Source organism: Pseudomonas sp. OG7, assembly GCF_014192825.1.
Classification (GTDB): domain Bacteria; phylum Pseudomonadota; class Gammaproteobacteria; order Pseudomonadales; family Pseudomonadaceae; genus Aquipseudomonas; species Aquipseudomonas monteilii.
In genome coordinates this window covers 168,216-181,853 of sequence record NZ_JACHYK010000004.1, presented here as the reverse complement: position 1 = coordinate 181,853, position 13,638 = coordinate 168,216, and the positions used below count along the sequence as shown (strand labels likewise).

10 protein-coding genes are annotated in these 13,638 nt (G+C 62.7%); 3 read left to right on the top strand and 7 right to left on the bottom strand.

The genetic code is table 11. The features are described from left to right. Positions 1-54: 54 nt before the first annotated feature. From rpsA to mtnA, 7 genes are all read right to left on the bottom strand, one after another. A complete protein-coding gene (gene rpsA / locus FHW75_RS11625) occupies positions 55-1,731 on the bottom strand; it encodes a 30S ribosomal protein S1 (RefSeq protein WP_003252673.1) in 1,677 nt (558 codons plus the stop codon). A 123-nt stretch (positions 1,732-1,854) separates the two neighbouring features. Then, positions 1,855-2,541 (bottom strand): (d)CMP kinase, encoded by a 687-nt coding sequence (cmk, locus tag FHW75_RS11620; protein ID WP_016715023.1) that lies wholly within the window; start codon positions 2,539-2,541, stop codon positions 1,855-1,857. Continuing rightward, positions 2,538-4,745 (bottom strand): bifunctional prephenate dehydrogenase/3-phosphoshikimate 1-carboxyvinyltransferase, encoded by a 2,208-nt coding sequence (locus FHW75_RS11615; RefSeq protein WP_025754733.1) that lies wholly within the window; start codon positions 4,743-4,745, stop codon positions 2,538-2,540. Before FHW75_RS11615 ends, cmk begins: the two co-directional genes overlap by 4 nt. Before the next feature lie 90 nt (positions 4,746-4,835). Beyond that, positions 4,836-5,930, bottom strand: coding sequence for a prephenate dehydratase (gene pheA, locus FHW75_RS11610; RefSeq protein WP_016715021.1), 1,095 nt, complete (start codon positions 5,928-5,930; stop codon positions 4,836-4,838). Beyond that, positions 5,930-7,015, bottom strand: a complete 1,086-nt coding sequence (gene serC / locus FHW75_RS11605; protein ID WP_026020335.1) for a 3-phosphoserine/phosphohydroxythreonine transaminase — start codon at positions 7,013-7,015, stop codon at positions 5,930-5,932. Before serC ends, pheA begins: the two co-directional genes overlap by 1 nt. Before the next feature lie 204 nt (positions 7,016-7,219). Then, positions 7,220-9,985: a DNA gyrase subunit A gene (gene gyrA / locus FHW75_RS11600; RefSeq protein ID WP_019096977.1), complete on the bottom strand. Its 2,766-nt coding sequence runs from the start codon at positions 9,983-9,985 to the stop codon at positions 7,220-7,222. A gap of 279 nt (positions 9,986-10,264) precedes the next feature. Continuing rightward, entirely contained in the window at positions 10,265-11,341 is a 1,077-nt protein-coding gene (gene mtnA, locus FHW75_RS11595; protein ID WP_019096978.1) for an S-methyl-5-thioribose-1-phosphate isomerase, read from the bottom strand. 110 nt (positions 11,342-11,451) lie between these two features. Between mtnA and ubiG the strand changes: the two genes are divergently transcribed. From ubiG to FHW75_RS11580, 3 genes are read left to right on the top strand one after another with little or no spacing between them, the layout of a single operon-like run. Further along, positions 11,452-12,150 carry a bifunctional 2-polyprenyl-6-hydroxyphenol methylase/3-demethylubiquinol 3-O-methyltransferase UbiG gene (gene ubiG, locus FHW75_RS11590; RefSeq protein WP_183673671.1) on the top strand — a complete coding sequence of 233 codons (699 nt, stop codon included), beginning with the start codon at positions 11,452-11,454 and terminating at the stop codon, positions 12,148-12,150. Between the two features lie 2 nt (positions 12,151-12,152). After that, positions 12,153-12,824, top strand: coding sequence for an N-acetylmuramic acid 6-phosphate phosphatase MupP (gene mupP, locus FHW75_RS11585; protein WP_019096979.1), 672 nt, complete (start codon positions 12,153-12,155; stop codon positions 12,822-12,824). Between the two features lie 29 nt (positions 12,825-12,853). Then, the gene (locus FHW75_RS11580) at positions 12,854-13,594 is read left to right on the top strand and encodes a YciK family oxidoreductase (RefSeq protein WP_020371284.1); all 741 of its coding nucleotides are present in this window, start codon (positions 12,854-12,856) and stop codon (positions 13,592-13,594) included. Positions 13,595-13,638: the final 44 nt, after the last annotated feature.

Sequence of the window (13,638 nt, the reverse complement as noted above, 5' to 3'; positions counted from 1 at the left end):
TCCCAAAAAAAAGGGCGACCCGAGGGTCGCCCTTTTTTACCGATCAAACAGAACTCAGTTCTGCTTGGCCATTGCTTCGCGCAGCAGCGCAGCCATGGTGGTGTCGGCAGCCGCTTCCGGAGCGTTTTTCAGGCTCTGGATGGCTTCGCGCTCTTCAGCGTCGTCTTTCGATTTGATCGACAGGCTGATAACGCGGGACTTGCGGTCAACGCTGATGATCTTGGCTTCGATCTCTTCGCCTTCCTTCAGAACGTTACGCGCGTCTTCAACGCGGTCACGGCTGATTTCGGAAGCTTTCAGAGTGGCTTCGATGTCGTCGGCCAGAGTGACGATGGCGCCTTTGGCGTCAACTTCTTTCACGATGCCCTTGACGATAGCGCCCTTGTCATTGACAGCAACGAAGTTGGAGAACGGATCGTCTTCCAGCTGCTTGATGCCCAGGGAGATGCGCTCGCGCTCTGGGTCGACCGACAGGATGACGGTTTCCAGCTCGTCGCCCTTCTTGAAACGACGTACGGCTTCTTCGCCGGTTTCGTTCCAGGAGATGTCGGACAGGTGAACCAGGCCGTCAATGCCGCCGTCCAGGCCGATGAAGATACCGAAGTCGGTGATCGACTTGATGGTACCGGTGATCTTGTCACCCTTGTTGAACTGGCCGGAGAAGTCTTCCCATGGGTTGGACTTGCACTGCTTGATGCCCAGGGAGATACGACGACGCTCTTCGTCGATGTCCAGAACCATGACTTCCACTTCGTCGCCAACCTGAACGACTTTCGACGGGTGGATGTTCTTGTTGGTCCAGTCCATTTCGGAAACGTGTACCAGACCTTCAACGCCTTCTTCCAGCTCAGCGAAGCAGCCGTAGTCGGTCAGGTTGGTAACGCGAGCTTGTACGCGAGTACCTTCTGGGTAACGGGCAGTGATAGCTACCCACGGATCTTCGCCCATTTGCTTCAGACCCAGCGAAACGCGGTTGCGCTCGCGGTCGAACTTCAGAACGCGTACGTCGACTTCGTCGCCAACGTTAACGATTTCCGATGGGTGCTTGATGCGCTTCCAGGCCATGTCGGTGATGTGCAGCAGGCCGTCGATACCGCCCAGGTCCACGAATGCGCCGTAGTCGGTGAGGTTCTTGACGATACCTTTGACTTGCTGGCCTTCCTGCAGGGTTTCCAGCAGGGCTTCGCGCTCGGCGGAGTTCTCGGCTTCCAGCACGCTGCGACGGGAAACGACAACGTTGTTGCGCTTCTGGTCCAGCTTGATGACCTTGAATTCCAGCTCTTTGCCTTCCAGGTGGGTGGTGTCGCGCACTGGGCGGACATCAACCAGGGAGCCCGGCAGGAACGCACGGATGCCGTTAACGTCGACAGTGAAGCCGCCCTTAACCTTACCGTTGATAACGCCCTTGACCACTTCTTCGGCGGCGAAAGCTGCTTCCAGAACAATCCAGCACTCGGCGCGCTTGGCTTTTTCACGGGACAGTTTGGTTTCGCCAAAGCCGTCTTCGACCGCGTCCAGCGCAACGTGCACTTCGTCACCGACCTTGATGGTCAGCTCGCCAGCTTCGTTGTAGAACTGCTCGAGCGGGATGACGCCCTCGGACTTCAGGCCAGCGTGTACGGTAACCCAGTCGCCGTCGATGTCGACAACGATACCGGTGATGATCGCACCCGGCTGAAGATTGAGGGTTTTCAGGCTTTCTTCAAAGAGTTCTGCAAAGCTTTCGCTCATTTTAATTCCTGTAAATTCGGGCGAAACAAACGCCCTCGCCACATTCCAGACAATGTGGGTCTGTTTTAAGTAAAGGAAAGCCGGCAGGACGTTGACTGGTGCCCCTGCCTGCTCTCCTGGCTATCAGAGGAGGTCGCGCTGGGCGATCTCGCTCCTGATACGTTGCAACACCTGCTCGATGGACAACTCGGTAGAGTCCAACTGAATGGCATCGACCGCTGGTTTCAGCGGGGCCACTGCACGTTGGGTGTCGCGCTCATCACGCGCACGAATCTCATCCAGCAGACTCGACAGACTAACATCTTCACCCTTGCCCTTCAACTGCAGGTAGCGACGACGTGCGCGCTCCTCCGCGCTGGCGGTAAGGAAGACCTTCAACGGCGCGTCGGGGAACACCACGGTGCCCATGTCGCGACCGTCGGCGATCAGGCCCGGCGCCTCGCGGAACTCACGCTGACGCACCAGCAGGGCATCACGCACCGCCGGCAGCGAAGCCACCATCGACGCACCCGCACCTACCGTTTCGGTACGGATGACGTTACTGACGTCTTCACCCTCAAGGATGATCTGTTGCAGCTTACCGGGCTCGGCGGCGATGAACTGCACATCCAGATGGGCGGCAAGCTTGGTAAGCAGCTCTTCGTTGGTGAGGTCGACACCGTGATTACTGGCGTTGAACGCCAGCAAGCGGTACAGCGCACCCGAATCCAGCAGCTTCCAGCCCAGCTCGCGAGCCAGCAGGCCGGCGACCGTGCCCTTGCCCGAGCCGCTAGGCCCGTCGATGGTGATAACCGGCGCCAGCGAATTCACGACTTGCCCTCTTCCGCCACGCGGATACCCACTTCGGCACACAGCGCCAGGAAGTTGGGGAACGAGGTGGCGACGTTGGCGCAGTCATGGATGCGAATGGGCGCGCTGGCGCGCAGCGAGGCCACGCTGAAAGCCATGGCAATGCGGTGGTCACCGTGGCCATGCACTTCGCCACCGCCCAACTGGCCACCGTCGATGATGATGCCATCCGGGGTCGGTTCACACTGGATGCCCAGGGTGATCAGGCCGTCAGCCATCACCTGGATACGGTCGGATTCCTTCACCCGCAGCTCTTCGGCGCCACGCAGCACGGTACGCCCTTCGGCGCAGGCGGCGGCCACGAACAGCACCGGGAACTCGTCGATGGCCAGCGGTACCAGTTCTTCCGGGATATCAATGCCCTTGAGCTTGGCACCACGCACACGCAGATCAGCCACCGGCTCGCCGCCGACTTCACGCTGGTTTTCCAGGGTAATGTCGCCGCCCATCAGGCGCAGGATGTCGATCACGCCGGTACGGGTCGGGTTGATGCCTACGTGCTCCAGCACCAGCTCGGAGCCTTCAGCGATCGAAGCTGCCACCAGGAAGAACGCTGCCGAGGAAATGTCGGCCGGCACTTCGATGCGGGTCGCGGTGAGTTTGCCACCGGACTGCAGCGAGGCAACCGGGCCGTTCGACTCGACCGCATAGCCAAAGCCGCGCAGCATGCGCTCAGTGTGGTCACGGGTTGGCGCAGGCTCGGTGACGGTGGTCTTGCCTTCGGCGTACAGGCCGGCCAGCAACAGGCACGATTTGACCTGGGCGCTGGCCATCGGCAGCGTGTAGGTCAATGCCTTGAGCTTGCTACCGCCGCGAATGGTCAGCGGTGGGCGGCCTTCCGGACCTGTCTCGACCACGGCGCCCATTTCGCGTAGCGGGTTGGCCACACGGTTCATCGGGCGCTTGGACAGCGAAGCGTCGCCTGTCATGGTGACGTCGAACGGCTGGCCGGCCAGCAGGCCCGACAGCAGGCGCATCGAGGTGCCGGAGTTACCTACATACAGCGGCCCGGGTGGTGGCTTGAGGCCGTGCAGGCCAACGCCGTGAATGGTCACGCGACCGTGGTTGGGGCCCTCGATGACCACACCCATGTCACGGAATGCCTGCAGGGTCGCCAGCGCGTCTTCACCTTCGAGGAAGCCTTCGACTTCGGTGGTGCCTTCGGCCAGCGAGCCGAGCATGATCGAGCGATGGGAAATCGACTTGTCGCCCGGTACACGAATACGCCCGTTCAGGCGGCCACCCGGTTGGGCCAGGAAAATCAGATCGTTGGCGTTCATAGCGTCCACATAGGCCCGGCGGGCCAGGATTTTACTGAAATGCTCGCGGGCAACCCGTGCGCGGGTGAATACACCCAGCAGCTGGTGCCCGTCCCCTTCAGCGATCGCGTCGCGCAAGGCGTCGAGATCGCTGCGATATGTATCTAGCGTGCGCAAGACAGCGTCGCGGTTGGCGAGGAAGATGTCGTGCCACATGGTCGGGTCGCTGCCAGCGATTCTTGTGAAATCGCGGAAACCTCCCGCAGCGTACCGGAAGATCTCGAGGTTTTCATTGCGTTTGGCCAACGAGTCGACCAAGCCAAAGGCCAGCAAGTGCGGCAAGTGACTGGTGGCTGCCAGCACTTCATCATGGCGCTCGACCGACATGTGCTCCACATCAGCATCCAGCGCACGCCACAGGCGGTCGACCAGCGCTAGCGCGGCAGGATCGGTTTCGGCCAGCGGCGTGAGGATGACCTTGTGACGGCGGAACAGGGCAGCGTTGGAGGCCTCTACCCCGCTCTGCTCGGAACCGGCGATGGGGTGGCCGGGGACGAAGCGCGGCAAGCGCTGCCCGAAGACGACGCGCGCCTCACGGACGACATTGCCCTTGGCGCTACCGACATCGGTGATGATCGCGTCACCCAGGTCGAGCCGGGCCAGGCGGGCCAGCACTTTTTCCATGGCCAGGATCGGCACGGCCAGCTGGATCACATCGGCACCCACGCAAGCGGCAGCGAGGTCTTCTTCGCAGCGATCGACCACGCCCAGGGCCACAGCCTGCTTGCGCGAAGGGGCATCCAGGTCGACACCGACCACTTCGCGGCACAGGCCGCTTTCACGCAGGCCCTTGGCGAAAGAGCCGCCGATCAGGCCGAGACCGACCACGACCAGGCGGTTGATGATGGGTGCGGGTTTGGTTTTTGCTGCATTTACCACTGGTGCGAACCCTGTTCAGAAATCAAGACAGCCTGCTGGACCCTATGGGACCTTGAATCAAAGCACCGCCTTCGGATAAGAGCCCAGCACCTTCAGCGCCACAGCCTCCTGGCTGATCTGCTCCAGCACCGCTTTGATCAGCGGGTCGCGGTGGTGGCCAACGAAGTCGATGAAGAACACGTAGGTCCACTTGCCACTGCGCGACGGGCGGGTCTCGATGCGGGTCAGGTCGATGCCGTTCTGATGGAACGGCACCAGCAGCTCGTGCAAGGCACCGGGCTTGTTGCTCATCGAAACGATGATCGAAGTCTTGTCGTCGCCCGTCGGCGGCACTTCCTGGTTGCCGATCATCAGGAAGCGCGTGGAGTTGTCCGGGCGGTCTTCGATCTTCTCGGCCAGGCGAGTCAGACCATACAGGTTGGCTGCCATATCACCGGCGATCGCCGCCGAATTCCACTCACCCTTGACGCGCTTGGCGGCCTCGGCATTGCTCGATACAGCGACGCGCTCCACGTTCGGGTAGTGCGCGTCCAGCCACTTGCGGCACTGGGCCAGCGACTGAGCGTGGGAGTAGATACGGGTGATGCTGTCGGTCTTGGTATTTTCGCCCACCAGCAGGTGGTGGTGGATACGCAGCTCGACCTCGCCGCAAATCACCATGTCGTGCTCAAGGAAGCTGTCCAGGGTATGGCTGACAGCGCCTTCGGTGGAGTTTTCCACCGGCACCACGCCGAAATTGACAGCACCGGCCGCCACTTCACGGAACACTTCGTCGATGGCTGCCATCGGGCGGCTGATCACCGCGTGACCAAAGTGCTTCATGGCCGCCGCCTGGGTGAAAGTACCCTCAGGGCCGAGATAGGCGATTTTCAGCGGTTCTTCCAGGGCCAGGCACGAGGACATGATTTCGCGGAACAGCCGCGCCATCTCTTCGTTGCCCAGCGGGCCTTTGTTGCGCTCCATCACGCGCTTGAGCACCGCAGCCTCACGCTCAGGGCGGTAGAACACCGGCTTCTCGCCTTCTTTCAGCGAGGCGGTCTTGACCCGGGCCACTTCTTCGGCGCAACGGGCGCGGTCGCTGATCAGCTCGAGGATTTTCTCGTCGAGGCTGTCGATGCGTACGCGCAGCGCCTTGAGCTCCTGTTCGGACATCAGCCGTGCTCCTTCTCGAATTCAGCCATGTAGCCCACCAGCGCTTCCACTGCTTCCAGGCCCAGGGCGTTGTAGATGGAAGCGCGCATGCCGCCCACCGAGCGGTGGCCCTTGAGGTTGAGCAGGCCACGGGCATCGGCACCGGCAAGGAAGGCCTTGTCCAGGCGCTCGTCAGCCAGGCGGAACGGCACGTTCATCCACGAACGGGCGTTGTGGCTGATCGGGTTGGTGTAGAAATCGCTGTTGTCGATGAAGCCATAAAGACGCTCTTTCTTGGCGCGGTTGCGCTGCTCCATGGCGTCGACGCCACCCTGCTCTTTCAGCCACTCGAAGACCAGGCCCGAGAGGTACCAGGAGTAAGTGGCCGGGGTGTTGTACATCGAGCCGTTGTCAGCTGAAACCTTGTAGTCGAGCATGGTCGGGCAGCTGCTGCGGGCATGCCCCAGCAGGTCTTCACGCACGATCACCACCACCAGGCCACTCGGGCCGATGTTCTTCTGCGCACCGGCGTAGATCAGGCCGTACTGGGACACGTCGATGGGGCGCGAGAGGATGTCGGACGACATATCGACCACCAGCGGGACGTCACCGGTTTCCGGCACCCAGTCAAACTGCAGGCCACCGATGGTCTCGTTGGATGCATAGTGCACGTAGGCGGCGTTTTTGGTCAGGTTCCACTCGTTCTGGCCCGGGATCGCCAGGTAGTCGTAAGGCTTGGCGCTGGCGGCGACGTTGACATTGCCGAAGCGGCGCGCTTCTTCGATGGCTTTTTTCGACCAGATGCCGGTTTCGATGTAGTCGGCAGTGCCGTTTTCCGGCAACAGGTTCAGCGGGATTTCAGCGAACTGCTGGCTGGCGCCGCCCTGCAGGAACAGCACCTTGTAGTTGGAGGGGACGGACAGCAGGTCACGCAGGTCCTGCTCGGCCTTTTCGGCGATGGCCACGTAGTCGTCGCTGCGATGGCTCATTTCCATCACCGACAAGCCCTTGCCGTTCCAGTCCAGCATTTCGGCCTGGGCGCGCTGCAAAACAGCGTCAGGAAGCGCGGCAGGGCCTGCGCAGAAGTTAAAGGCTCGTTTGCTCACATCCACTCTCGCTCTAATAGATCTAAACAGCTAGTTCTGCGGGAACCCTGTGGGAGCGGGCTTGCCCGCGAACACCGGCGAAGCCGGTGCCATACACCGCGGCGCCTCATTCGCGGGCAAGCCCGCTCCCACAGGGCCAGGCAATGCCCGGCCTATTCAGTCAAACGGGGCGACCTTGGTCGCCCCGCTCGGGTTTACGCTTGCTTACTCCTGCGGGGCCTCTTCGGCGCCAGCAGCTTCTTCGTTGTCTGGCGCCTCAGCCTCGACGCCCTCTTCGTCCGTCTCGATCACATCATCGAGTTCGTCCTCGGAAGGCTCCTGGATACGCTCCAGGCCCACCAACGTCTCGTCGGTAGCCAGCTTGATCAAGGTCACGCCCTGGGTGTTACGGCCCAGGCTGGACACCTCACCTACCCGTGTACGCACCAGCGTACCCTGGTCGGAGATCAGCATGATCTCTTCGCCTTCCTGCACCTGGATGGCGCCGATCAGCAGACCGTTGCGCCCTTTGGTACCCATGGCGATCACGCCCTGGCCACCGCGGCCGCGACGCGGGAACTTGGACAGCGGGGTGCGTTTGCCGAAGCCACGCTCGGAGGCAGTCAGGATCTGCGCACCCGATTCCGGGATCAGCATGGAAATGATCTGCTGCCCCTTGCCCAGCTTCATGCCGCGTACGCCACGGGCGTTACGGCCCATTTCGCGCACCACGCTTTCAGCGAAGCGGATCACCTTGCCGGCGTCGGAGAACATCATGACTTCCTTGGCGCCGTCAGTAATGGCGGCAGCGATCAGGGTGTCACCTTCTTTCAGCTTGAGGGCAATCAGGCCGTTGGAGCGCGGACGGGCGAACTGCACCAGTGGGGTCTTCTTCACGGTACCCGAAGCGGTGGCCATGAAGATGTAGGCGCCAGTCGGCTCGGCCACCCACTCAGGGGTATCGCCGTCTTCTTCGTCGACTTCCTCGGCCTCGATCACTTCGCCTTCGAGTACGGCATCTTCCGCCTCGTCCAGCTCTTCTTCGGCGCCAGCGCTCTGCTGCAGGGCCTCGAGGTCGATCTGCAGCATGGCGGTGATGCGCTCACCCTCCTCCAGCGGCAGCAGGTTGACGAGCGGGCGACCACGGGCAGCGCGGGACGCTTCAGGGATGTCGTAGGTTTTCAGCCAGTACACCTTGCCCTTGCTGGAGAACAGCAACAAGGTAGCGTGGCTGTTGGCGACCAGCAGGTGCTCGATATAGTCCTCGTCCTTCACCCCGGTAGCCGACTTGCCTTTGCCGCCACGGCGCTGGGCCTGGTAGGCGGACAGCGGCTGGGTCTTGGCGTAGCCGCCGTGGGAGATGGTGACCACACGCTCTTCTTCCGGGATCATGTCGCCGTAGCTGAGGTCGTGGCGCGCATCGAGAATTTCGGTACGCCGGGCATCGCCGTATTCGGCACGGATGGCTTCCAGCTCTTCGCGGATCACTTCCATCAGGCGCTCGGCGCTGCTGAGGATGCGGATCAGCTCGCCGATCTGCTCGAGGATTTCCTGGTACTCGGCCAGCAGCTTCTCGTGCTCAAGGCCGGTCAGGCGGTGCAGGCGCAGGTCGAGAATGGCCTGGGCCTGCTCTGGCGACAGGAAGTACTTGCCGTCATGCAGGCCGTATTGCTCTGGCAGGTCTTCAGGGCGGCAGGAATCGGCGCCGGCGCGCTCGACCATGACCTGCACGGCACTGGATTCCCACGGCGTGGAAACCAGGGCTTCCTTGGCTTCGGACGGCGTCGGCGAGGCCTTGATCAGGGCGATGACCGGGTCGATGTTGGACAGCGCGACCGCCTGGCCTTCAAGGATGTGGCCGCGTTCGCGGGCCTTGCGCAGCTCGAACACGGTACGCCGGGTCACCACTTCACGGCGGTGACGGACGAACGCTTCGAGCAGGTCCTTGAGGTTGAGCAGGCGCGGACGGCCGTCGACCAGGGCCACCACGTTGATACCGAACACACTCTGCAGCTGGGTTTGCTGATAGAGGTTGTTGAGCACCACCTCCGGCACCTCGCCGCGACGCAGCTCGATGACGATGCGCATGCCGTCCTTGTCGGACTCGTCGCGCAGCTCGGTGATGCCTTCGATCTTCTTCTCTTTTACCAGCTCGGCGATCTTTTCGATCAGGCGCGCCTTGTTCAGCTGGTACGGCAACTCGGTCACGACGATCTGCTGGCGGCCGCCGACCTTGTCGATGTCTTCGATTTCGGAACGGGCACGCATGTAGATGCGGCCACGGCCGGTACGATAGGCCTCGATGATGCCTTGGCGACCATTGATGATGCCGGCAGTCGGGAAATCCGGGCCCGGGATGTGCTGCATCAGCTCATCGATGGTGACTTCCGGGTTGTCGATCAGCGCCAGGCAGCCGTCGATGACTTCACCGAGGTTGTGCGGCGGGATGTTGGTCGCCATGCCCACGGCGATACCGCTGGAGCCGTTGACCAGCAGGTTGGGAATACGGGTCGGCATGACCGCCGGGATCTGCTCGGTGCCGTCGTAGTTGGGCACCCAGTCGACGGTTTCTTTGTGCAGGTCGGCCAGCAGCTCGTGGGCCAGCTTGGTCATGCGCACTTCGGTGTATCGCATGGCTGCGGCGTTGTCGCCGTCCACCGAACCGAAGTTGCCCTGGCCGTCGACCAGCAGGTAGCGCAGCGAGAACGGCTGGGCCATACGCACGATGGTGTCGTAGACCGCAGTGTCGCCGTGCGGGTGGTACTTACCGATCACGTCACCGACCACACGGGCGGATTTCTTGTACGGCTTGTTCCAGTCGTTGCCCAGTTCGCTCATCGCATAGAGAACGCGACGATGCACGGGCTTCAAGCCGTCACGCGCATCGGGCAGCGCTCGCCCGACAATCACGCTCATCGCGTAGTCGAGGTAAGACTGTCTCAGTTCGTCTTCGATATTGACCGGGAGGATTTCTTTGGCCAGTTCGCCCATGAGAAGCCTGATTCCTTTTTCTGGTGAAACTTCGCAGCTCCATCAAGGGCCGAACGAAGCTCGCCGCCGCAGCGCATAAGGGTGCGACGACTTACGACAAATCAATGAGTTGTGCCATGGATCTGCGCAATGAAGGCCGCCGTGATGGGCGGTCCTGGAAACTGCCGGATGTTATCACAAAGGCGGGGGCGGTGGGGAGATGTGGCACGGGGGTGCTTGCCTTTAGTTTTTCGGTGTTTGAGAGATCGAGCGCCGCCCGCGCGGCGCTCGATCTCCAGCTCAATGCAACCGCTTGCGGCACATCAACTGCGCCAGTTTGGCGGTATCAGGGCGTTCGACAATGCCTCGCTCGGTCACGATCACATCGATCAGGTCGGCCGGGGTCACGTCGAACACCGGATTGAACACCTCCACATCCGGCGCCACCCGGGTACCGGCAATGTCCAGCAGTTCGTCGGACGCGCGCTCTTCCAGCGGAATATCCTCGCCAGTGGCCAGGTTCAGGTCGATGCTGGTGCTCGGCGCCACCACCATGAAGCGCACACCGTGGTGCATGGCGCTGACCGCCAGCTGGTAGGTGCCGATCTTGCTGGCCACGTCGCCGTTGGCAGCGATGCAGTCCGCGCCCACCACCACCCAGGTGATGCCTTTGGTCTTCATCAGGTGCGCCAGCGCCGAGTCGGCGCACAGGGTGACCGGGATGCCTTCGTTGGCCAGCTCCCAGGCGGTCAGGCGCGAGCCTTGCAGCCAGGGGCGGGTTTCGCCGGCATACACCCGCTCGACCATGCCTTCGAGGTAGCCGGCGCGGATCACCCCCAACGCGGTACCAAAGCCGCCGCTGGCCAGCGCACCGGCATTGCCATAGGTGAGCAGGGTCTGGGCATTGCCCTGGTGACGGCGAATCAGTTCGATGCCTTGCTGAGCCATGGTCAGGTTGGCTTCACGGTCGCTTTCATGGATGGCCACGGCTTCGGCCTCCAGTGCTGCCAGCACATCTTCATACGGGCGCAGACGCTGCAGGCGCTCGCGCATGCGGTTCAGCGCCCAGAACAGGTTGGCGGCGGTGGGACGCGCCTCGGCGAGGCAGAGGAAGTCCTCTTCAAGGTCCATTTCCCAATCGCCACCTTCGGCCAGCCGCTCCTCAAGGGCCAGCACCAGGCCGTAAGCGGCGGCAATGCCGATGGCCGAAGCGCCGCGCACCGCCATGTCACGGATCGCCGCCGCCACCTGCGCGACATTGTCGCAGGCCAGCCAGCGTTCATCCGAGGGCAGCAGGCGCTGGTCGAGCAGGTGCAAGACGCCGCCCTGCCAGCGGATCCCGGTCACCTTCTCCGCCGCCAAAAGTCGCTCGCGCATCGCCTCTCCCCGTCGTTCGGATATCAAAAGCCGGCGATTATAGCGACCCTCGGGGCCGAGCGCTCGGGTATACTCCGGCGCAATTTTGCGAAGTTTCAGAGGACTGTTCAATGAGCAACGTCGACCGCGCCGAAATCGCCAAGTTCGAAGCGCTGGCCCACCGCTGGTGGGACCGCGAAAGCGAGTTCAAGCCGCTGCACGAAATCAACCCGCTGCGCGTCAACTGGATCGACGAACGCGCCAGCCTGGCCGGCAAGAAGGTGCTGGACGTCGGCTGCGGCGGCGGCATCCTCAGCGAAGCCATGGCCCTGCGCGGTGCCACGGTAACCGGTATCGACATGGGCGAAGCCCCCTTGGCCGTGGCCCAACTGCACCAGCTGGAGTCCGGCGTGCAGGTGGAATACCGGCAGATTACCGCCGAAGCCCTGGTCGAAGAAATGCCCGAACAGTTCGACGTGGTCACCTGCCTGGAAATGCTCGAGCACGTGCCCGACCCGTCTTCGGTGATTCGCGCCTGCTACCGCATGGTCAAGCCGGGTGGCCAGGTGTTCTTCTCCACCATCAACCGCAACCCCAAGGCCTACCTGCTGGCCATCGTCGGCGCCGAGTACATCCTTAAGATGCTGCCGCGCGGCACCCACGACTTCAAGAAGTTCATCCGCCCATCCGAACTGGGCGCGTGGAGCCGCGCTGCCGGCCTCGAAGTCAAAGACATCATCGGCCTGACCTACAACCCGCTGACCAAGCACTACAAGCTCAACAGCGACGTCGACGTCAACTACATGATCCAGACCCTGCGCGAGGAATGAGCATGCGTTTGCGAGCAGTACTCTTCGACATGGACGGCACCTTGCTGGACACGGCGCCAGACTTCATCGCCATCTGCCAGGCCATGCTCGCCGAGCGCGGCCTGCCGGCCGTTGACGACAACCTGATCCGTGGCGTGATCTCGGGCGGTGCCCGCGCCATGGTAGCCGCCACGTTTGCCATGGACCCGGATGCCGAAGGCTTCGAGGCCCTGCGCCTGGAGTTCCTGGAGCGCTACCAGCGCGACTGCGCGGTGCACAGCAAGCTGTTCGACGGCATGGCCGAGTTGCTGGCCGACATCGAGAAAGGCAACCTGGTGTGGGGCGTGGTCACCAACAAGCCGGTGCGTTTCGCCGAGCCGATCATGCAGCAGCTGGGCCTGGCCGAGCGTTCGGCCTTGCTGATCTGCCCGGACCATGTAAAAAACAGCAAGCCCGACCCCGAGCCGCTGATCCTGGCCTGCAAGACCCTGGACCTGGACCCGGCCAGCGTGCTGTTCGTCGGCGACGACCTGCGCGACATCGAGTCTGGCCGCGACGCCGGCACCCGCACGGCGGCGGTGCGTTACGGCTATATTCATCCAGAGGACAACCCTAACAACTGGGGTGCCGACGTGGTGGTGGACCACCCGCTGGAACTGCGCAAAGTGATCGACAGCGCGCTGTGCGGCTGCTGACCCCCGCCAACGAACACGAAGGACCTACCATGTTCGACTACACCGCCCGCCCCGACCTGCTGCAAGGCCGGGTCATCCTGGTTACCGGTGCCGGCCGCGGCATCGGTGCCGCGGCCGCCAAGGCTTACGCCGCACTGGGCGCCACCGTGCTGCTGCTGGGCAAGACCGAGGCCAACCTGAACGAGGTCTACGACCAGATCGAAGCCGCCGGGCACCCGCAACCGGTGGTCATCCCGTTCAACCTGGAAACCGCCCTGCCCCACCAGTACGACGAGCTGGCGGTGATGATCGAGGATCAGTTCGGCCGCCTGGACGGCCTGCTGAACAATGCCTCGATCATCGGCCCGCGCACGCCGCTGGAGCAGTTGTCGGGCGACAACTTCATGCGCGTGATGCACATCAACGTCGATGCCACCTTCATGCTCACCAGCACCCTGCTGCCGCTATTGAAACTGTCGCAAGACGCCTCGGTGGTGTTCACCAGCAGCAGCGTCGGGCGCAAGGGCCGGGCCTACTGGGGTGCCTATGGCGTGTCGAAGTTCGCCACAGAGGGCCTGATGCAGACCTTGGCCGACGAGCTGGAAGGCGTGGCGCCGGTACGCTCCAACAGCATCAACCCGGGCGCCACGCGCACGGCGATGCGCGCCCAGGCCTACCCCAGCGAGAACCCGCAGAACAACCCGCTGCCCGAAGAGATCATGCCGGTGTACCTGTACCTGATGGGGCCGGACAGCACCGGGGTGAATGGGCAGGCGTTCAACGCCCAATAAACCTGTACCGGCCTCTCGCGGGCTTGCCCGCGAAGAGGCCGGTA

What these genes read in the sequence shown, in the direction of transcription:
- gyrA (WP_019096977.1), bottom strand. Translation starts at nt 9,985, where the DNA reads ATGGGCGAACTGGCCAAAGAAATCCTCCCGGTCAATATCGAAGACGAA.
- ubiG (WP_183673671.1), top strand. Translation starts at nt 11,452, where the DNA reads ATGAGCAACGTCGACCGCGCCGAAATCGCCAAGTTCGAAGCGCTGGCC.
- rpsA (WP_003252673.1), bottom strand. Translation starts at nt 1,731, where the DNA reads ATGAGCGAAAGCTTTGCAGAACTCTTTGAAGAAAGCCTGAAAACCCTC.
- pheA (WP_016715021.1), bottom strand. Translation starts at nt 5,930, where the DNA reads ATGTCCGAACAGGAGCTCAAGGCGCTGCGCGTACGCATCGACAGCCTC.
- mupP (WP_019096979.1), top strand. Translation starts at nt 12,153, where the DNA reads ATGCGTTTGCGAGCAGTACTCTTCGACATGGACGGCACCTTGCTGGAC.
- mtnA (WP_019096978.1), bottom strand. Translation starts at nt 11,341, where the DNA reads ATGCGCGAGCGACTTTTGGCGGCGGAGAAGGTGACCGGGATCCGCTGG.
- FHW75_RS11580 (WP_020371284.1), top strand. Translation starts at nt 12,854, where the DNA reads ATGTTCGACTACACCGCCCGCCCCGACCTGCTGCAAGGCCGGGTCATC.